This window comes from Salinimonas marina (assembly GCF_015644725.1).
Classification (GTDB): domain Bacteria; phylum Pseudomonadota; class Gammaproteobacteria; order Enterobacterales; family Alteromonadaceae; genus Alteromonas.
The window spans coordinates 2,086,396-2,106,801 of the sequence record NZ_CP064795.1; the positions used below are offsets into that span (position 1 = coordinate 2,086,396).

Genomic DNA, 20,406 nt, shown 5'->3' on the forward strand with positions numbered 1-20,406 from the left:
GCATTATTTGTTTCACCTATAGTGCACTATAACGATAATTTTTAAGGAGCCTGTATGGAACGTGAATCAATGGATTTTGATGTTGTCATTGTTGGCGCTGGTCCAAGTGGTCTGGCTGCTGCGTGTCGGCTGATGCAGCTGGCAAACGAAGCCAGCCAGGAACTTATGGTCTGCGTAGTAGAAAAAGGCTCAGAAGTAGGCGCGCACATTTTATCGGGTGCAGTTTTTGAACCCCGCGCCCTTGAAGAGCTCTTCCCAGACTATAAAGAAAAAGGGGCACCCCTATCGACGCCGGTGACCGAAGATGAAATTTATTTGTTAAAAGACGAATCTTCAGCCCGCCAGCTGCCTGCCTGGATGACCCCGAAAACCATGCATAATAAAGGTAACTATATTACCTCCATGGGTAATATGTGCCGCTGGCTGGCCGAACGTGCAGAAGAGCTGGGCGTTGAAATTTTTCCGGGCTTCCCGGCCACCGACATTCTTTACAATGATGATGGGAGTGTGGCCGGGGTGGTCACCGGAGACATGGGCGTCAGTGCCGCCGGTGAACACAAAGACGGCTATATGCCGGGCATGGAGTTGCGTGCCAAATATACCTTATTTGCCGAAGGCTCCCGAGGCCACCTGGGTAAAACCTTAAATGAAAAGTTTGAGCTGGATAAAGACGCCAGTGAACAACATTATGCATTAGGCTTTAAAGAAATCTGGGATATCGACCCCGAATTGCACCAACCTGGTAAGGTCATTCATACCGCAGGCTGGCCTCTGGATGAGGCCACAGGGGGTAGTTATTTGTATCACGCCGAAGATAATCAGGTATTAGTGGGTCTTATTGTCGATTTAAATTATGACAATCCTTACCTGAGTCCTTTTGATGAATTTCAGCGCTTGAAACATCACCCGGTTTTTAGTCAGTATCTCAAAAATGGTAAACGGGTTTCATATGGCGCCAGAGCCATTACTAAGGGCGGCTTTAACTCCCTGCCTAAAATGCACTTCCCGGGTGGCTTATTAGTCGGTTGCGACGCCGGCACCCTGAACTTTGCTAAAATTAAAGGTAATCATACCGCTATGAAGTCGGGCATGCTGGCGGCAGAAACCGTTTTTGATGCTATTAAAAACAACAGTGAATCAAATAACCTAAGCGCTTTTGCAGAAAATCTTAAAAACTCCTGGTTATATGATGAGCTGTATAAGTCACGCAACTTTGGTCCGGCCATCCATAAATATGGCAATTTCTGGGGTGGTGCATTTAATACCCTGGAGCAAAACTTTTTTGGCGGCAATTTAATGGGGGTCACATTAAAAGATAACACCCCAGACCATGCGCAGCTAAAAACCGCCGATCAGGCAGTGAAGATTGATTATCCCAAACCGGATGGACAATTAAGTTTTGACAAGCCCTCCTCGGTGTATTTATCCAATACCAACCATGAAGAAGATCAGCCTTGTCATTTGCAGTTGATTGATAAAGACATCCCGATAAAGGTCAACCTACCTAAGTATGCAGAACCCGCTCAACGCTACTGTCCTGCCGGGGTTTATGAGGTGGTGGAGCAAGACGGGGAGCAGGTATTTCAAATAAATGCTCAAAATTGCATTCATTGTAAAACCTGCGATATCAAAGATCCTTCACAGAATATTCGCTGGGTTACCCCAGAAGGAACGGGCGGGCCTAATTACCCGAATATGTAAAACTGATCTTTTTAACGTTTATTTAATTAATAAAAGCAGCACATCGCTGCTTTTTTTTTTTATAAAAATTAACTATGATGTATAAAGTACTGATAATAAATAAACGCAAGGTTAATAAATGAGCGAATTTTTAGATATTTTAACCCATGGAAGACGTTTACAGGGAGCAGTAAAGGAATTGTCTTTGTCTGAACTTGAAACGGTTCAGGACAAGCTTGGTAACATCATTGAAAAGCGTCGGGAAAAAGCCGCCGAAGATGAGAAAAAAGAGCAAGAAAAATTAGAGAAGATCGCGCAGATCCATCAGCAAATGCAAGAAGCAGGGTTGGATGTTAACGATTTAGAAGCGGGTCAGGTACCAAAAACCCAGACGCGCAAAACAGGCAAGAAAAGGCCCGTTAAGTATTCACTGACCGATGCTGATGGCCAGGAACATAAATGGACCGGTATTGGCCGTATGCCAAAAGTGTTTAAAGAAGCCATCGAAAACGGAAAAGACTTGCAGAGCTTTTCAATTTAATTATTGAAACGATTGCTGTAATACCTGATTAGCTCTCTACTCAGGTAATAGGTAGCCGGTAATTAAAACCTTGTGTTTTATGCCGGCTTCTTTGTTTCTGGCCCCAGATAGATTATGGGGTGATTAATTTTTTAAGTGAATATTGGCCAAAAGGTTAATATTCAGCTTTCGACGCTGGGTGTTTGAAATGAGCATTAAGTTACATTACGAAACCACCGAAAACGAATCTTCTGCTTCATGGCTGGTTTTGATTCATGGTTTATTTGGCAGCCTTGATAATCTGGCCGGAATTAAACGCCACTTTAGTCAGCACTATAATATTCTTAGTATCGACTTGCCTGATCATGGACAGTCACAGCATTTTGAATCTTTTGACCTGATTCAGACCGCCCATGAAATTGATGCGGTGTTAAAGCATATTGGCGCTGATGAATATCATCTGCTTGGGCATTCGCTGGGTGGAAAAGCCGCGATGTTGTGTGCATTGCATTATCCGGACAAAATTGCCAGCCTGATGGTTGCGGATATTGCGCCAGTGGATTATCCGGCCCGCCATGATGCCATTATTAACGGGCTTGAAGCCGTAGACCTGGCAACACTGGACAACCGCAAAGATGCTGATAAACAACTCAGCGAACATGTTAGCGAGCCGGGTGTCCGACAATTTCTGCTAAAAAGTTTGTATCAGAACGACCAGCAGCAGTGGCAATGGCGCTTTAATTTAGCCGGCTTAACCGCCGCCTATGATGAGATTCGTTCATGGCCGTCCGTGAAGATGCAGTTCACCCGTCCCACCCTGTTTATTAAAGGCGGTAAATCGGATTATATTCAGACTGCTCATCAAGATGCGATAGCCGCATTGTTTCCAGCTGCCAGAGCCCATGTCATTCAGGGTGTGGGGCATTGGCTGCATGCCGAAAAACCGGCCGCGTTTAATGCGGTTGTAGAGAATTTTTTAAAGCAGCAGAGCACAAATTAACCAGGTATTTTTAAACGCTATCCTGTGCCGCAAGCGTATAGGATATGATATAGTTCACGCCGAATTGGGATGAGGGGTTTATGCCCGCTAACAGTTACGAGATATTTGAATCTGTTTCGATATACATCGGCCTGGGAGGCTTGTTTATCTTAATGGGTTTAGCCGTGCACGACGTATTAAAAAAAAACGATGTGCCGATTATTGGTAAGGTTGTGGTCTACGGCGTGTTAGGTGCAGGCGCACTTGGTTTTTTAGCAAAAGGCCTGATTGAGGTATTCTGGTTAGGCACCGGCGTGTAAGCAAAACAGTTAAACAATAGAGGTTGAATATGGCAACTGTTGGCCTATTTTTCGGAAGCGATACTGGTAACACAGAACATGTCGCGAAGATGATTCAAAAAGAATTAGGAAAGCATCTTATTGATGTTTTCGATATTGCAAAAAGTAGCAAAGAAGCCATTGCAGAATACGATCTGCTGATTTTTGGTATTCCGACCTGGTATTACGGCGAAGCCCAATGTGACTGGGATGACTTCTTCCCGGACCTTGAAGAGCTCGAGTTTGAAGACAAACTGGTGGCTATTTTTGGTTGTGGTGATCAGGAAGATTATGCCGAATATTTTTTGGATGCGATGGGCATGATTCGCGATATCGTTGAACCCAAAGGTGCCATCCTGGTAGGTCAGTGGCCTACCGCGGGCTATGAATTTGAAGCCTCTAAAGGAATGGCAGATGATGACCATTTTGTCGGTCTGGGGATTGACGAAGACCGTCAACCTGAATTGACCGAAGAACGGGTTAAAGCTTGGTGTAAGCAGTTATACGATGAACTGTGTCTGGCTGAACTGGCTTAACCTTCACGGTTGAATTAAGCCGGCTGATTTAAAACAGTCAAAGCAAAAAGCTGCCTGCCCGGGCAGCTTTTTTGTTTTATCAGTCACCGTGCACTGAGCCGCTGTGGCGGATTACAGTCTGAATCGCTCTACGGCTTTTCTCAGGCTATCCATCTGACTATCAAGCTGCATCACTGCATCATTTGCCTGGTGAGTGCTATGGGCACTGGAATCGGCCAGTTGCACAATGGTTTCAAGACTGCTGGCGACCTCGGCCAACAAGCTATCCTGCTGCTGGGTATCTGCGACTATATGTTCATTTATCTGGCCTAGTTGCCCGATAATCTCACTGATTTGAGCCACCTGTTGCTTAACCTGCTCGATAACATCCACCCCTGCCCGGGCTTGCTCCCGACCTGCAGTAATCGCGGTTACCGCGCTACTGGCATCCTGTTGCAGACTGCTGATCATGCGTTCTATTTCTTCGGTGGAGTGTTGGGTCCGATTGGCTAAGGTTCTCACCTCATCCGCTACCACCGCAAAACCGCGTCCCTGTTCACCGGCACGCGCCGCCTCAATGGCCGCATTCAATGCCAATAAATTAGTTTGCTCAGCAATGGTTTTAATCACATCCAGAATACTACCAATGTTTCGACTGTTTTCATCCAGCCGGGCAATGGTTCGGGCCGATTCATCTGCCTGAGCAGCCTGTTCATTGCTTTGTCTTCGACATTGTTCCACCAGCGAAGAAATCGCCTCACTCTGGCGGGTAATGGTTTGTAGTGAGGTGCTGGAGCGTTTTATCTGCGTCAGATTACTGCGACTGGTGTGCTGCACATTTTGCGTATTTTCTGCGGTACGGGTGACCTGTTCGCGTTGTTCATCAACATCTTTCAGGCTCTGCTCACCCATCGCCACGCTATCTTTTGAAATCGCCACCAGCTGGGTTTCCTGAGTGTGAATATTCCCAATCAACTCCCGCAAGCTCTGGATCAGCATATTGACTTTGTGCGCCAACACTGAAAATTCGTCATTGCCTTTCTCGTTCAGGGAGGTGGTTAAATCGCCCTGCGCCAGTGCATCCAGGCCGTGGTTGATTTGGGTCAGCGGACGGGCAATACTGCGGGTGGCCATGGTGCCCAGAATAAACGCTGCCACCAGTCCCACCGCGGTAACGACCAGCGTTTCCAGCAGGCTTTCCTGAACGGTTTCTACAATACTATGCTGACCTTCAATAGTGGCTTTACTCACTGCTTCAAACAGCGTATTGGTGGCAGCTAATGCCTGACCCAGCGCTCTATCGGCTTCATTGTGATATTCGATACTTTGTTCGGCGGCCTGCTGGACCGCAAGATGCAATGCGATCAAGCCGGTTTCCGGTGAGTTGACCGCGTCGGTAAGCTTTTCAAATTCTTCGTTAAACGCCTTGACCGTACCGTCATTGTCGATGGTCTCGGCTAACCGGTTTAAAAAGTCCTTATCGACAGTAAGATTGCTAAATTGATAATTCAGATCTTCAATCACCGCCGAAGTGGCGCTGCGCTGGTCGGCCTGAATTAAATCGGCCAGAGCCTGATTGAGAGTCAGAAGCTTGTTATCAATATTGGTTCCTGCGCCGATCAGCGTCTCTAATCCTGGCGCATTGTTATCAAGATAACTTAAGTCCAGCATCAACGCGCTGGCTTCATCCGCGCTATTGAGTACTTCGGTATACCTGGCGGTTCGTTGCTTTTGTAGCTGTAATTTTTGTTGCAGCGCCTGATACATGAGGCTTGCAGCCTCTATGAACTGTTGTGACTGAGCGATGGCCTGCTCAATCGTCTGCTGCCGTACGCTGTTGACCGTGCGTTGTTCAAGTTGAGTAAGTTGCGCATTAAATTTAGTGCTCAACGCACTGAATTCATTCGCATTACGGGTAAGTGCGGCGGGCTCGGTTTTATGAAAGCCATTGGCAACGATAGTAGCTAAGGTCAGTGTTTCGGATTTTATTTCCATCATCTGAATTTGCAGTGGCATTTTTTCTTCTACCACCGAGACCGCCGCCTGTCTTATTTCGGTTAATCCAAAAAACGATAACACCCCAATAATTAACAACAATAGCCAGAATATGGCAAACCCTATTATTATTTTTTTGACAACTGTGAGCCGCACCTTACTACATCCTGAAAATCTTACTGCGACGGCTAACATACAAAAATGTTATATTTGTGTAAACAAATAGTTTGTTTGAAGTTTTGTTCTGGCCTTATCTAAAAGCGAATGCGTTATGGCCCCCAATTTTTCTGCCGGGGGGATAGACCGGCGCTAAATGATGGTTTTTTGCCCAAACATTTGACAAAGGTACCCTTTTACTTTCAAATCAATTCAAGTTACCTATAATAACCTCTATCTTCGAACAGCCCTGAAGTTGGTATTAATGGATCAAAATAAAGAGTTAAAAAAGGCTGGCCTAAAAGTCACCTTGCCGCGCCTGAAAATACTGCAAATATTGCAGGAGCCAAAGAATCAGCATATCAGTGCTGAGGATGTCTACAAGATTCTTATTGATCAGGGCGAGGAAATTGGGCTGGCAACGGTTTACCGGGTTCTGAACCAATTTGACGATGCTGGCATTCTCAATCGTCACCATTTTGAAGGTGGCAAATCCGTTTTTGAGATGAGTCACAAGGACCATCATGACCACCTGGTCTGTCTTAAGTGTGGCAAGGTCATAGAGTTTGAAGACGACATGATTGAACGTCGCCAGCTTGAAATTGCGACTGAAAACAAGATGAAACTCACGCATCACAGCCTGTATTTATACGGTGAGTGTACTGACGGTGACTGCGACAACCTGGACTGAGATCCCCGGGGATCTGTTTAATGCGGTAGCTGAGGTTTAATCTATTGTGATTTAATCTGTGTGACTACTTCGTCATTACAACTTATTGAAAAAGCCCGCTGATTCACCTGAATCAGCGGGCTTTTTTATAGCGTAAACTTGTGCTTGTTAAATGCTGCCAAGGCTGCTTCCCACACCGGGCCTGCCTGCCCCTCCCCGATGGTTTGCTCGTCGATGTGAGTAACCGGGGTGATTTCCTTACTGGAGCTGGTCAGCCACACTTCCTGGGCCTGCAGTAACATGGTTTTGCTGATTACCTGCTCGTACACCGCAATGCCTTCTTTAGCCAGGCTTTCAATGACCAGCTTGCGGGTTATACCCGGTAACAACTGATAATCCAGCGGCGGGGTATAAATATCACCCTGCCAGACCACAAAAACATTGCACGAACTGGCTTCGGTGACCTCATCATGCGCATTTAGCAAAATAGCTTCCTGCTTGCCCTGTGCTTTGCCCTGCTCAAAATGCATGACATTACCCAGCAGCGAGGTTGACTTGATGTGGCAGCGTTCCCAGCGCCGGTCTTTTAATAACGCCACATCCAGGGTGGTAACCTGCTCAGGCGTGGTCGCCGGTGGCGCCGCCAGGGTAAATCCATAGCCAAAGACGGTGGGCGTAATGTCTTGCGGATACGCATGCTGCCGGCTCATCACGGTACCCCGGGTTATCTGCAAATACACGCCGATGTAATCGCTGCCCAGTTCGCTGCGGTTACGCTGTATCAGCGTATCAATCAGCGTCTGCCACTGTTGGGCACTATAGGGATTATCGATTTGTAACTCAGCCAAACCATCACTCATGCGCGATAAATGTGCCTGCAACCCAATGGGCTTGCCATAGTGCGTTGGGATAACCTCATAAATACCATCACCAAATAAGAATCCCCGGTCCATCGGTGAAATGGATGCCTGTTCTAATGGCATGTACGCGTTGTTTAAAAACGCTGTTGTCATAACTGCTGTTCACCTTCAAATAACTGTCTGTCCAGACGATTCCTCAGTAACCATTTGGCCCGGGCATTGTCGATATCAATCCTGGCAAAGGTAACCATATCACCGGGAACAGCCTGGGCCAGACGATAAATATCATACTCGGCAACGCACCCGATTTTCGGATACCCGCCTAATGTCTGCCGGTCTGACATCATCACAATGGGCTGGCCATCCGGCGGCAATTGAATAGCCCCAAAATTGATGCCTTCAGAATGCATTGTACTGATTTGCGGCTCAATTGGCTGCCCCTTGAGGCGATATCCCATCCGATCTATTTGATTGGTTACTTCATATTCACTGTCAAGAAACAGGGGTAATTGCCAGCCTTCAAAGGTGTGGGCCTGATAGCCGGGAATCATATCCAGTGGCGTATCCAGGCTGTAATCCGGAATTTCTTCGGCTGCTAAATGTCGATCGGTGTGGGTGGCGGCGGCCAGGGTGTCGACCACAATTTCATCATTTACTTTCAGCGGCCTGCCTTCATTACCCAACCCACCAGCTTGTTCACGAACCACGATAGACTGGCTTTCGCCTACAAACGGCAGCGCCCACTTGCCGGCAATACCGATATAGCTACGGGTGCCCAACCGCGCCGGCGTTACCGTGACAGTATCGCCGGCATTGAGCTGTTGGGTCTGCCAGGGCGTAGCCGCGGTATTGTTTATCTGCAAATCAAGCTGGGGACCGCCCACCGCGATGGTGCAGGCGTCACTGACACTGAAACAGAAAGTGCCGATAACCTCAAAAGTAGCACTGTGACGCGGATCGCCACATAACCAGTTAACCAGATGATAGCTACGAATATCCGCTGCCCCGGACACACAAAACCCGACCTCCTGCATGCTCAGACTACGGCCGGCATCGACCACCAGCGCCAGCATTCCGGCATCTTTAATGGTGACGGTTACATTACTCATTACACATCGCCCTGTATTGCTGTTCATCTATGGCGTAAAAACGCACGGTATCGCCTGGTTGCAATTTCACAGGCTGCTCCCAATCAAGGTTGAACAGCAAGGTCGGGCACAGCCCAAGCAAGTGCCAGCCACCCGGCGAGACACTGGGATATACTGCAGTTTGCTGATCGGCAATGGCTACCGCCCCTTTAGGGACCTTGCTACGAGGGGTAGATAAACGCGGACAGCTCAACGCTTCTGGCAGCTCGCCCATGTAAGCAAATCCGGGGGAAAAACCAATGGTAAAAACCTGAAACTCAGACTGCGTATGCAGACGAATAATTTCATCCGGGCGCAGCCCGGTATGTTCACTTACCGAGTCAAAATCATTGGCTTCGGGGGCCTGATACCATACTGGAAGCTCAAAATGCTGTGTTTGTTCCACGCTTACCGGTTTTGGTTTGGCCGCACGAAGCGCCTGGTATACCGTGTGAACATCAGCTTGCTGTAAGTCGAATAACACCAACAAAGAATCATAGCCTGGAATAACCGCATTCAGCCATTGTGCATGGCTGGTTTTCAAGGCGTGTTTCATTGCCTGAACCGCCTGGTTGGTTTTGCTCAGGGTGTCTTGCTCAAAATAAACAATCAGCCCGTCGATACCGGCCGGTTCGATACGTTTTATACTGCCAAACGCTTCCATGCTGATTATGCTCCTTTGGCAGTATCAATGAGCTGGCGAATCGTTTTTGCCATTTCCACTGCGCCATCGGTATCCCCATGCACACACAGCGAGTCTACTTTTATCTTAAGCAGATGCTTGCTCTGGGTAGTAATCGTGCCGTTACGGATAAGTTGTTGTACCTGGGCGATGGCTTCATCATGACTCAGCACGGCCCCGGCATCCCGGCGCGAGACCAGATACCCCTTATCGGTATAACGGCGATCGGCAAAGGCTTCAAACATGATCTCAATACCAAATTTTTCCGCTTCGCGCTGCAGTTGTTGATAATCAGGATGCGCCTGTATCATGACAGTGAGCTGGCGATGCCCAAAACTACCAATGGCCTCAAATACCGCTTCACGGAGACTGCGTTGTCGCATTAAATCGTTGTATAAGGCGCCGTGGGGTTTCACATAGGTTATCTGGCCCCCCTGAAGCGTTGCCATACCGCTTATGGCGCTAATCTGATATTGCAGGGCAGCAATTAATTCGGTTTTGGACATGCTCATACTGCGACGTCCAAACCCTTCACGGTCGGGGTAAGATGGATGCGCCCCAACGAAACCTTATTATTAATCGCTTCTGCCAACGAGTTTTGCAAGGTCACCGGATCACCGGCATGGAACCCACAGGCGATATTTGCCTGGTCAATTAACGGCATAATGGCTGAGTCCACCGGCATTTTCCAGGCGCCGTAACTTTCTCCTAAATCGCAATTTAACCACATAGTTTCTTAGCTCTTATTTGGATTGTGCGATATCATGGTAACCGTAATTTTCTTAACAGTCAGGTTCAATGATACAGGTTGGCAAAATAAACGAGCTGCTGGTAAGCGGCCAATTCCCATTTGGTTTTCAGCTGCGCGATCCACAGGCTGAAGATCAGTTTGATGAAGAAACCGTGACCTTGCTAAGCAGCGATGCACCGGCAGACACCACACCCGGTCAGACCCTTGAGGTGTTTGTCCTGCCCGACGAAACCGGGGCGTTGATTGCCAAAACCACGCCCCCGGCTATCTTGGTGGGCCAAACCAAAGTACTCAGAGCAGTGAATGCAACCCATTTCGGGGCGTTTTTTGACTGGGGTTTGGACAAAGACTTGCTGGTGCCTACCCAGTATCAGGAAGCGTCAATAGATCCGGGCCGGTATTATGTGGTCCATGCTTTTTATGACAAAAAGACCAACCGCATTCTGGGCGCTACCCGCCTGCATTATTTTCTGGAAGAACATAACGACGACCTCACCGAAAAACAACAGGTCAGTGCCGTGGTTTATGCTAAAACCGATCTGGGCTTTAAGGTCATGGTTGCAGAGCGTTTCACCGGCGTCATTTTTCATTCCGATGCGTTCAAGCCGCTTAAAATCGGTGAGCAGGTAGACGCCGTCGTTAAAGAAATCCGCCCTGATGGTAAGCTCAATATCGCTTTGCAACGCACCGACAAAGTAGGTCGCAGCACCCTCGAGGAAGCTATTATTGAAGACCTTGAGGCACATGGTGGGGTATCGACCTTAACGGATAAAAGTGCCCCCGATGAAATCTATTCACGGTTTCAGGTCAGTAAAGCGGCGTATAAAAAAGCCCTGGGAGCGTTGTACAAACAGCGCAAAATTGTCATTGATAAACAGGCTGTTCGCCTGTGCAGTAATAAAGGATAAAGCATGAAAGCAACCGTATCCTGGGATCAAAAACTCAGCTTCACCGGCGTCACCGAGTCTGGCTACAAAACGGTTATGGACGGTAACGGCAAAGCCATCTCCCCCATGGAGTCAGTGTTACTTTCGGCCGGGGCCTGCTCCAGTATTGATGTGGTCGAAATTCTCAAAAAAGGACGACACCTAGTCTCTCACTGTGAATGTGAACTTGAAGCACAGCGGGCCGAACAGCCGCCCAAAGTCTTTACCGCCATTCATGCTCATTATACCGTTAAAGGCTCGCAGCTCAGTGAGAAAGCCGTAGCACGTGCGGTGGAGTTATCGGCGCAAAAGTATTGCTCGGTAATGCTGATGCTTAAAGACAGCGTAGAAATCACCACCAGCTTTTCCTTGATTGACGACGAATAAGCCAACGAACGCCGGAGCAAGAAGCCTGACCCTATCTCTCTTGCTAATATCCCTTGCTCTGGCGGTTATTCGTAGGTACGCGCTCTTTTAGTCTCTATCGTATCAATGTAGGCATGCCAGGTGGCATAACCTAATAATGGCATCAGTACCACAAAACCAATAAAACCGGTTACAAACCCTAACACCACCGTAAAAAAGATAATTCCCGCCCACAGTAGCATCGGACCTTTGTTTACCCATACGGCGTTTACGCTGGTTAATAGCGCGGTGGCCAGGTCAACTTTGCGTTCCATCAAAATAGGCTGAGTGAACGCACTGATAAACAGCAGCAAAATGGCAAACACTGCACCCACCGCCGTTCCCAAAATCAAAAATGGCCATAAGTCGCTAAAGGTTTCATCCAGGTAAGGGGATACAGCGCATGAATCAATGAGGCCACCCGTAGCCAGAAAATCATAAGAATCATCAGCACCACAGCAAAGCCCCAGCCATTGACCGCATTGCGTTTAATGGCTTTTAACGAGTGCCCGAAGCTGGGACGATGACCCTTTTCCAGCTCCCAACTAACATCATATAAGCCCGCGGCTAGAAACGGCCCAATGAGCATAAAACACACCATCGCCGGCATGATAATCAGATGCCAGCCGGTCATGGCGACCAGATAGGTAATCAGTAACGGTACCAGCGCAAACAATACGCCATACACAAAGGTGTGGACCGGGGCCCGCTTCATGTCTCGCGCCGCCAGCGCCAGCCACTTTAACGGATCGCCCGCCGACAATTGCCGACATGGAATAACCCGGGCAATACCACTGTCGGTAATCGCGTTATGGGGAGGTTCTTTAAACGAATGTGACATAGACAGCCTCGTAGCAGAAATAATCTGACAGTCTCTGGTGGCAGGTCAAACTTCTGACTTGCTGCTATTACCATAGCGCATTGCCATATTTTAACAAGCCATTAACACCTCGCGCTGGATTTTATCTGCGCTGTTCGTCAAGGCTATCCATTACACCTCATCGGCGCTACGTCATTGCTATATGATTTTGGGGGAAAGCTGGATATGTTCGGTAAAGCAACGACAGCGGCATTCTTTACGCCCCCTGCGGTGGTGATACCAAATGCATTTATCTGCTGTTTTTTCATAAAAAATGCATATTTACCCGTCGCATGTCAGCAGGCTTTGCGATAGGCTGAAGATCACGCTCATCAGGTAACCAGGATTATGAAGCCAGTAGCTCGTTCGCACAAACTTGATAATGTCTGCTATGACATTCGCGGGCCGATTGCCGCCCAGGCCCGCAAGATGGAAGATGAGGGCCACCGCATTCTAAAACTGAATATTGGCAATCCGGCTCCCTTCGGATTTGAGGCGCCAGACGATATTGTCAAAGATGTTATTCATAACCTGCCCACCTCCCAGGGCTATTCAGACTCCACCGGTATCTATGGCGCCCGGGTGGCGGTGATGCAATATTACCAGCAGATGGAGGTCAAAAACCTGCGTATCAGTGATGTTTTCATCGGTAATGGCGTCAGCGAAATGATTATGATGTCGATGCAGGCGTTACTGAATAACGGTGACGAGGTATTGTTGCCCGCGCCGGATTACCCGCTTTGGACCGCCGCAGTGAGCTTGTCCTCAGGAACACCGGTGCATTATCGTTGTGATGAACAGGCTGACTGGTTTCCTGACCTGGACGATATCAAAAGCAAAATAACCTCCCGTACCCGGGCCATTGTCCTTATTAACCCCAACAACCCTACCGGTGCGGTGTACAGTAAGGCGTTGCTTGAAGACATTGTGGCGTTGGCACAGGAACATGGGCTGGTGATATTTTCTGATGAGATCTATGACAAAATTTTGTATGACGGTCATCAACATACCTGTATTGCTTCATTAACCGACGATGTCTTTGTCGTTACCCTTAGCGGTCTGTCGAAAAATTATCGGGTGGCCGGATTTCGGGCTGGGTGGCTGGTGGTAAGCGGCAACAAACGCATCGCGGCGGATTACATCGAAGGGCTCAATATTTTATCGTCGATGCGCATGTGTGCCAATGTACCCTGTCAGACCGCGATCCAAACCGCGCTGGGCGGGTATCAAAGCATTCAGAATCTGGTTAATGAGGGCGGACGATTACGTCAGCAGCGCGACATCACCTACGACATGTTAAATCAGATTGAAGGTGTTCATTGTGTGAAGCCCAAAGGGGCAATGTATTGTTTTGCCCGGGTCGAGGCCGCCAGGTTTAATATCAGTAATGACGAAAAAATGATTTTTGATTTGCTGAACAGCGAAAAAATACTGCTGGTACATGGCCGCGCGTTTAACCTTAACGAAGGCATTTATTTCCGACTGGTGTTTTTGCCGCATACCGACATACTGAAACCAGCACTGTCTAAAATTAATAACTTTTTTTCCCGTTACCAGCAGGTTCAATAAACTCAATGACGCAGCAAAGTCACTTTTTTGCCCATCTGGCCCGCATGAAGCTCATCAATCGCTGGCCGCTGATGCATAATGTTCGTACCGAAAATGTTCAGGAACATTCTTTACAGGTGGCGATGGTCGCCCATGCTCTGGCCCTGATTCGTAATCGTTTTTTCAATGGCACCGTCAATGCCGATCGCATTGCCACCATTGCCCTTTTTCACGATGTCTCAGAAGTCATCACCGGCGATTTGCCGACCCCGGTAAAGTATTTCAACAGCACCATTGCCAATGAGTACAAAAAAATAGAAAAAATTGCTGAGCAAAAGCTGATCGGGATGGCTCCCGAAGCCTTTACCGAAGATTACGCCCGGCTAATCGATGGTCATAAACACAGCGAAGACGAAGCATTTATTGTCAAGGCTGCCGATGTCCTGTGTGCCTATCTTAAGACGCTGGAGGAGCTCAATGCCGGTAATCAGGAATTTAAGCTGGCTAAAAACCGGCTGGATACGCTGTTAAAGCAGTATCAGTCGCCCGAGGTAGATTATTTTATTGAAAAATATGTACCCAGCTTTTCACTCAGTCTGGATGAAATTACTCAGGACGAGCAGTCTGAAGCCTAATCCCTTGTTCTTTGAAACCGACAAATGATGTTGATATGAGTCAGACGACACCATCTAATTTTCCCTGGGAGCAGCGCCGGTTGCCCCGCACTGTCCCGCGGGACGGCGACCACCGCGACAGTTTTCAGCGTGATAAAGCACGGGTATTGCATTCCGCGGCATTTCGCCGGCTACAGGCAAAAACCCAGGTACTCGGGGTCGGGCTGAGCGACTTTTACCGCACCCGGCTCACCCATTCCCTGGAAGCCGCCCAAATTGGTTCGGGCATCACCGCCCAGTTGCAGTCAAAATACCCCGAGCTGACCGCGGCGCTGAATCTCGACCCGAACCTGATTGAAACCTTGTGTCTGGCCCATGACATAGGTCATCCCCCGTTTGGTCATGGGGGTGAAGTTGCCCTGCATTACATGATGCACAATGATGGCGGTTACGAAGGCAATGGCCAGACCTTTCGAATCGTGACCCAACTTGAGCCTTACACCGCCCACCATGGCATGAATTTATGCCGCCGCAGTATTTTAGGACTCATCAAATACCCTAATTTTATCGATACCCTGACCAACCCGGCCGTGTATGGTCCTACCGATGGTGCCTTACGTGGTATTAAAGCCTCACAATGGCATCCTCCCAAGGGGCTGTTTCGGTGTGACGCTGAGATGTTTGACTGGCTTCTGGAGCCGCTCACCCATAGCGATCGTGACGCATTTATGCAGTTTGCAAATCCGGCGCAAGCTCACCGCCGTACACGCTTCAAATCGTTTGACTGTACAATTATGGAGCTGGCCGATGATATTGCTTATGGTATTCATGATTTAGAAGACGCAATTGTCATGGACATGGTTAACAAAGACCGGTTTATGGCGCAGGTGGTTAAGCCCCTTGGTGAACTGGAGGTGCCCGGGCTGTCTGAAAACATTGCAACACTGGCAGCAAAACTGTTCAGCGAACATCAATATGAACGCAAAAATGCCATCGGGGCGCTGGTGAATGTGTTTATCACAGCGATCCGCATTGATGAAACAGAGTACTTCGAGCTGGAGTTACTCCGCTACCAGGCCCGTCTGCCCCGCAGCTTCGAACTGGCCCTGGGCCTGTTTAAACAGTTTGTTTACCAGCAGGTTATTTGTCAGTCCCAGGTGCAGGTACTCGAATACCGCGGCCAGCAAATTATAATGGCATTGTTTGAAGCCTACAGCAGTGATCCGCAAAGATTATTACCGGAAAATACCCGCAAACGCTGGCAGCAGGCTGAACAGCAAAACAATGGTCAGCGCATCATTGCCGATTACATTTCGGGCATGACCGATGAGTTTGCCTCCCGGCATTATTCCACCCTGTTTGTGCCAAAACACGGGGGGTATAAGCGCGACCAGATGAAAGTTGTGTAACATAAGAAAGATTATTGTACCCGGTCAGGTCTGTTTCGTAAGAGAAGAGTCGGCATTGCCTCTTAGGGCGGGTGCCGGCTGATTAAAATGGAAGTATTGACCGGAGTCCTCTATGCCAAAGCCGTTTAAGCCCTCTGTGCATCTTACCGATAATGATGTGACTGATGAGCGTATCTACAAAGACCGTCGGCGTTTACTAAAATCGATGGGATTTGTCGGCGCCAGCGCGTTATTGTCAGGCCCGGCTCGCGGTATCGGTTGGTTCGATGATGACGACAAGGCGCCTTTCAACGGTAAGCCGCTGGATTTTTCAAAAAAACCTGAATTTAGCACCAACGCTACCCAGACGCCTTATGAAAAAGTTTCCAGCTTCAATAACTTCTACGAATTTGGCACCGACAAAGACGATCCGTCCAAATATGCCGACAAGTTAACCTATGATCCCTGGCAGTTAAAGATTGATGGACTGGTTGAAAAACCCATCACTCTGGATTATAACGATCTGCTGAATACCTTTGCCCTTGAAGAGCGCATCTACCGCCTGCGTTGTGTGGAAGCCTGGTCCATGGTCATTCCCTGGACCGGCTTTGAACTGGCCAAATTATTAAAGCAGGCTAAGCCTTTATCTAAGGCTAAGTATGTTGCCTTCGAAACCTTGTACCGGCCTGATGAGATGCGTGGCCAGCGCAGCCGGTTTGTGGGCGGCGGGGTTGAATACCCCTATGTCGAAGGATTACGACTGGATGAAGCCATGCATCCATTAACGCTTATGTCGGTGGGATTGTACGGTAAAACCTTGCCCCCTCAAAATGGGGCGCCAATCCGGCTGGTGGTGCCCTGGAAGTATGGCTTTAAAAGCATCAAATCGGTGGTACGGATCACCCTGACCGACAAAGAACCGCCTACGACCTGGAATCGGCTGGCTGCAAATGAATACGGGTTTTACGCCAATGTGAACCCCGAGGTTGACCACCCTCGCTGGAGTCAGGCCAGTGAACGGCGCATTGATACCGGTGGATTGTTTGCCCGCAACCGGATCGATACCAAAATGTTTAATGGTTACCAAGAAGTCGCGCCGTTATACCAAGATATGAACCTGTCGCGCTTCTATTAATTTATGCGTCGTCTTTTAGCACGCCCGGCGCGTCTGACCCGGGCTCAAATACTTACCGGGAAAACCCTGGTCCATCTTATCTTAGCCGGTTTGCTGACCTTTCAGTTTTTTCTGGGGGCCTCTAATCAGTTAGGCGCAGATCCGGTAGAAGCACTGATCAATTTTACCGGCCTCAATGCGGTCCATTTATTGTTTATAACCTTGCTGGTTTCGCCCGCGGCTCGCCATCTGCCGTGTGGTGATATTATGCGATACCGGCGCTTGCTGGGTATCTACACCTTTGTCTATGCGCTGTCACATTTACTCGTTTATATCCTGTTTGAATTACAGCAAGACTGGTCGCTGCTGGCCAGTGAAATTACCGAGCGTCCCTATATTATTGTCGGGCTTTGCGCATTACTGATCCTCACCGCCCTCACCGTCACTTCTTTTGAGTCACTGCGTAAAAAAATGGGTCGGCGCTGGCAGTCTCTGCACAATTTAATCTATATCTGCATGCCGCTGGTGCTGTTGCATTACAGCTGGTCACAAAAAACCATTATTGCAGAGCCCCTGGTTTATTGGGCTTTGGCGGCACTGGTGCTGTTACCACGCAAAGACAAAATACGTAGCTGGTTTGCTTTTAGCAAAACCCGCCGACGCTAAGCCGGTCAAATCTTACCGGCTTTTTATAACTTAGAACAAATTAGCCCTACCACAAAGGTTGTTTAACAAAGAAACAACAAAGCATTAAATCACCTGTCCTCTTCAAAATGGTAAACTGTCCGGCTTTCAGTGCCCACAGCGCCAATTTTTTGAATGATACACGAGGTCAGCCATGAAGCATGCACAACCCACTGCTCACCCGCCTTCTGAGCAGCAAGGCTATTCGTTACGCATCGTCACCTTCTGGCTGGCGTTTGGTACCTTTGTGATCGGCTGTAGCGAATTCGCGGCAATGGGTTTATTGCCCTATTTTGCTGCCGATTTTGATATCTCCGAAGAAGTGGCCGGACACGCTATCAGCGCCTATGCGCTGGGTGTGGTGGTTGGCGCTCCGCTTATTACTTTGTTTTTTTCCCGGCTGGCCCGTCGCACCATGCTTATCTCGATGATGATCTTTTATGCTGTGGGAAATTTGCTTACTGCGCTGGCCTGGTCAGACTGGGCAATGAATGCAGCGCGCTTTATTGCCGGTTTGCCACATGGTGCTTATTTTGGAATTGCGATGTTGTTTGCCGCCGATATCGCTGGTAAAAACAAACGCGCCCAGGCGGTCAGTAATGTCATCATGGGGCTGGCAATTGCAAACATTATTGGTGTGCCTGCTATCAGCGGCATTGGCCAGCTGTTTGGCTGGCGGACCGGATTCTTTTTAATCTCGGCGTTTGCGCTGGTGACCTCACTTATGGTTTGGAAAACGGCACCCTTTAGAGGGGCAAACCCGAATGCGAAACCCATGACCGAGCTACAGGCGTTGAAAAACAAAGATGTGCTGCTGGTGTTACTGATGGGGGCGATAGGATTTGGCGGTATGTTTTCAGTCTATTCTTATTTCAGCGCATCTTACCTGAATACCACCTCTGCCCCGGAATGGGGAATTTCAGTAACCTTACTGATTTATGGCATTGGCGTAACCCTGGGTAATATTATTGCCGGCCGTTATTCAGAAGGCCGGTTGCTGCGCAGCGCCATTTTGTTTCAAATCTTGCTGGGGCTGTCGGCGGCCGCGTACGCAGCGTCAATGGGCAATGCCTATTTAATGACGATTTCCCTGTTTTTCATTGGTATCGGGGGCGGCATGGTGGTGCCCTTACAGACCCGCTTGATGGATGTGGCCGGTGATGCGCAAACCCTGGCTGGCGCTATGAACCATGCGGCATTTAATACAGCTAATGCGCTGGGGCCATGGCTGGCTGGCATGGCCTTATCAGCCGGTTATGGCTATGCTTCCACCGGCTGGGTAGGCATGGCGCTAGCCGGTGGCGGTGTGCTGGTCTGGATTGTGATTGTGCTTGGGCAGTCCGCTAAACAAAGCCAGCCGGTAGAGCAAGGTGCCGGCTAGTCTGCTCTGCCTTAAAACAATGTTGAACAGGCTCTGATAACTGACAGAGCCTATTTCATATGGACTTTGCCGCCAATCATTTTGTAAGCAGGAGCGCCGCGGATCATGGTTTCGCGGGCAAATTCCTGGCCACAGCCAGGACAATGACATACCGTGGTGGTGTGATCTTCCACAATCCGTTCAATAAAGCATTTTACCAACGCCCCTTTACCGCCCTTACGGTATTTAAATATTGGGGCCTTGCATTGCAGACAGGAGATCTGCACCGTACGCACCGGTCCTTTTTTCTTGGTTTGGCCATAACCTGCAATGGTGATGAACTGATAGCCAACAGGGTAGCCATTTTGCGACCAAAATGCGAGCCAGCCCCAGGTTCATTAATCTTTCGCTATTCCTTCGTGAACGCCCAGCCTACGGCCACTACCATCGCTACGCTAAACCGAATACGTATAAGCCGCCCATAGCCGGTTTTTTGCAGTACCAGCGCGATAAGATGGCGCGATAAGATGGCGCGATAAGCCTGCCACAGCTTAACCCCACAAAATCAATCACCACAACCAGAAGCAGACAAAGGAAACCGGTAAGCGCCAGTGACATTGAGGCTGATGAGAATGGCAGCATAAACTGAGAAAAAGTGGCCATAAACGCAATATAGGCTTTGGGATTTAGCACACTCAGGGTAAGCCCGTTCACCAACGAGGGGGCATGTTTTGCTGCTTCGCGGACATTATTCGACGACGCCGGAGCACTGGATAATTCCCAGGCAACATACACCATAAACAGGCCACCGGCGATCTGAAAGGCCAGTTTCAGGCCGGCAAAGGTAGCAAACAGCACCGCCAATCCCATGCCAGCCGCTATCATAGCCCGGACAGGCTGCCCACATAACAGGGCAACCCACTCCAGATCCGGTAAGTTGCGCGCACCGCGGCCAGCGCGATAGGAACCGGCCCGGGTGAACCCGGTAACAACACGGTGCCAACCACCAATCCAACTAATGCACTGTGCATACGCCGCGCTGATACTGTTTGTCTGCGCCTGATTATGAGGCCTGATTATAACGGGCTTAAAAACCCAAATGCCTGGTGGCTTCAACGCGCCGGCCACCCCCCTGTACCCATTGTGCCAGCCATCCAACCACAGTTTCTCTCCCAGCCATAACTGCATTTGTTGACAGCTGAGCCATAATCGATAAGACGGCGTCTTTGCAAGGC

20 protein-coding genes and 2 pseudogenes are annotated in these 20,406 nt (G+C 48.9%); 14 read left to right on the forward strand and 8 right to left on the reverse strand.

Annotation, left to right across the window (positions count from 1 at the left end):
• The first annotated feature begins 54 nt into the window (after positions 1-54).
• The 5 genes from IT774_RS09170 to fldA all read left to right on the forward strand — a co-directional run bounded on the left by IT774_RS09170 (position 55) and on the right by fldA (position 4,053).
• The gene (locus IT774_RS09170) at positions 55-1,701 is read left to right on the forward strand and encodes an electron transfer flavoprotein-ubiquinone oxidoreductase (RefSeq protein WP_195809527.1); all 1,647 of its coding nucleotides are present in this window, start codon (positions 55-57) and stop codon (positions 1,699-1,701) included.
• Between the two features lie 118 nt (positions 1,702-1,819).
• Positions 1,820-2,221, forward strand: a complete 402-nt coding sequence (locus IT774_RS09175) for an H-NS histone family protein (protein WP_195809528.1) — start codon at positions 1,820-1,822, stop codon at positions 2,219-2,221.
• 187 nt (positions 2,222-2,408) lie between these two features.
• The gene (locus tag IT774_RS09180; RefSeq protein ID WP_332308834.1) at positions 2,409-3,200 is read left to right on the forward strand and encodes an alpha/beta fold hydrolase; all 792 of its coding nucleotides are present in this window, start codon (positions 2,409-2,411) and stop codon (positions 3,198-3,200) included.
• 80 nt (positions 3,201-3,280) lie between these two features.
• Positions 3,281-3,499, forward strand: a complete 219-nt coding sequence (locus tag IT774_RS09185; protein ID WP_195809529.1) for a DUF2788 domain-containing protein — start codon at positions 3,281-3,283, stop codon at positions 3,497-3,499.
• Between the two features lie 29 nt (positions 3,500-3,528).
• Positions 3,529-4,053 carry a flavodoxin FldA gene (fldA, locus tag IT774_RS09190; protein ID WP_195809530.1) on the forward strand — a complete coding sequence of 175 codons (525 nt, stop codon included), beginning with the start codon at positions 3,529-3,531 and terminating at the stop codon, positions 4,051-4,053.
• 111 nt (positions 4,054-4,164) lie between these two features.
• On the opposite strand, the gene IT774_RS09195 is transcribed toward fldA, so the two are convergent.
• Complete coding sequence (locus tag IT774_RS09195; protein ID WP_195809531.1) at positions 4,165-6,183, reverse strand: HAMP domain-containing methyl-accepting chemotaxis protein; 2,019 nt, start codon at positions 6,181-6,183, stop codon at positions 4,165-4,167.
• A gap of 265 nt (positions 6,184-6,448) precedes the next feature.
• Between IT774_RS09195 and fur the strand changes: the two genes are divergently transcribed.
• A complete protein-coding gene (gene fur, locus IT774_RS09200; RefSeq protein WP_195809532.1) occupies positions 6,449-6,874 on the forward strand; it encodes a ferric iron uptake transcriptional regulator in 426 nt (141 codons plus the stop codon).
• Between the two features lie 125 nt (positions 6,875-6,999).
• Here fur and IT774_RS09205 read toward each other — a convergent pair whose 3' ends face one another.
• From IT774_RS09205 to IT774_RS09220, 4 genes and pseudogenes are all read right to left on the reverse strand, one after another.
• On the reverse strand, positions 7,000-7,866 hold the full coding sequence (locus IT774_RS09205) for an aminotransferase class IV (protein ID WP_195809533.1): 867 nt from the start codon (positions 7,864-7,866) through the stop codon (positions 7,000-7,002).
• Positions 7,863-8,822 (reverse strand): 5-oxoprolinase subunit C family protein, encoded by a 960-nt coding sequence (locus IT774_RS09210; RefSeq protein ID WP_195809534.1) that lies wholly within the window; start codon positions 8,820-8,822, stop codon positions 7,863-7,865. Before IT774_RS09210 ends, IT774_RS09205 begins: the two co-directional genes overlap by 4 nt.
• Positions 8,815-9,504, reverse strand: a complete 690-nt coding sequence (gene pxpB / locus IT774_RS09215) for a 5-oxoprolinase subunit PxpB (RefSeq protein WP_195809535.1) — start codon at positions 9,502-9,504, stop codon at positions 8,815-8,817. Before pxpB ends, IT774_RS09210 begins: the two co-directional genes overlap by 8 nt.
• A 5-nt stretch (positions 9,505-9,509) precedes the next feature.
• A pseudogene (locus IT774_RS09220) lies at positions 9,510-10,252 on the reverse strand (5-oxoprolinase subunit PxpA).
• Positions 10,253-10,320: 68 nt separating this feature from the next.
• Here IT774_RS09220 and IT774_RS09225 point away from each other — a divergent pair.
• A complete protein-coding gene (locus IT774_RS09225) occupies positions 10,321-11,181 on the forward strand; it encodes a CvfB family protein (protein WP_195809536.1) in 861 nt (286 codons plus the stop codon).
• A gap of 3 nt (positions 11,182-11,184) precedes the next feature.
• Positions 11,185-11,586, forward strand: a complete 402-nt coding sequence (locus IT774_RS09230) for an OsmC family protein (protein WP_195809537.1) — start codon at positions 11,185-11,187, stop codon at positions 11,584-11,586.
• A gap of 65 nt (positions 11,587-11,651) precedes the next feature.
• On the opposite strand, the pseudogene IT774_RS09235 reads toward IT774_RS09230, so the two are convergent.
• Positions 11,652-12,445: pseudogene (locus tag IT774_RS09235) on the reverse strand (DUF2189 domain-containing protein).
• Between the two features lie 366 nt (positions 12,446-12,811).
• On the opposite strand from IT774_RS09235, the gene IT774_RS09240 reads away from it, so the two are divergent.
• The 6 genes from IT774_RS09240 to IT774_RS09265 all read left to right on the forward strand — a co-directional run bounded on the left by IT774_RS09240 (position 12,812) and on the right by IT774_RS09265 (position 19,192).
• A complete protein-coding gene (locus IT774_RS09240) occupies positions 12,812-14,032 on the forward strand; it encodes a pyridoxal phosphate-dependent aminotransferase (protein WP_195809538.1) in 1,221 nt (406 codons plus the stop codon).
• 5 nt (positions 14,033-14,037) lie between these two features.
• Positions 14,038-14,646: a 5'-deoxynucleotidase gene (gene yfbR, locus IT774_RS09245; protein WP_195809539.1), complete on the forward strand. Its 609-nt coding sequence runs from the start codon at positions 14,038-14,040 to the stop codon at positions 14,644-14,646.
• A 35-nt stretch (positions 14,647-14,681) separates the two neighbouring features.
• Complete coding sequence (locus tag IT774_RS09250) at positions 14,682-16,034, forward strand: anti-phage deoxyguanosine triphosphatase (RefSeq protein ID WP_195809540.1); 1,353 nt, start codon at positions 14,682-14,684, stop codon at positions 16,032-16,034.
• Between the two features lie 112 nt (positions 16,035-16,146).
• Positions 16,147-17,148, forward strand: a complete 1,002-nt coding sequence (gene msrP / locus IT774_RS09255; RefSeq protein ID WP_195809541.1) for a protein-methionine-sulfoxide reductase catalytic subunit MsrP — start codon at positions 16,147-16,149, stop codon at positions 17,146-17,148.
• A gap of 3 nt (positions 17,149-17,151) precedes the next feature.
• Complete coding sequence (locus IT774_RS09260; RefSeq protein ID WP_195809542.1) at positions 17,152-17,793, forward strand: protein-methionine-sulfoxide reductase heme-binding subunit MsrQ; 642 nt, start codon at positions 17,152-17,154, stop codon at positions 17,791-17,793.
• Positions 17,794-17,965: 172 nt separating this feature from the next.
• Complete coding sequence (locus tag IT774_RS09265) at positions 17,966-19,192, forward strand: MFS transporter (protein WP_195809543.1); 1,227 nt, start codon at positions 17,966-17,968, stop codon at positions 19,190-19,192.
• 50 nt (positions 19,193-19,242) lie between these two features.
• Here the strand turns inward: IT774_RS09265 and IT774_RS09270 are convergent, their stop codons facing one another.
• Both IT774_RS09270 and IT774_RS09275 read right to left on the reverse strand, forming a co-directional pair.
• Positions 19,243-19,467 carry a hypothetical protein gene (locus tag IT774_RS09270; protein ID WP_232364940.1) on the reverse strand — a complete coding sequence of 75 codons (225 nt, stop codon included), beginning with the start codon at positions 19,465-19,467 and terminating at the stop codon, positions 19,243-19,245.
• 154 nt (positions 19,468-19,621) lie between these two features.
• Positions 19,622-20,359 carry a LysE family translocator gene (locus IT774_RS09275; RefSeq protein WP_195809544.1) on the reverse strand — a complete coding sequence of 246 codons (738 nt, stop codon included), beginning with the start codon at positions 20,357-20,359 and terminating at the stop codon, positions 19,622-19,624.
• Positions 20,360-20,406 lie beyond the last annotated feature (47 nt).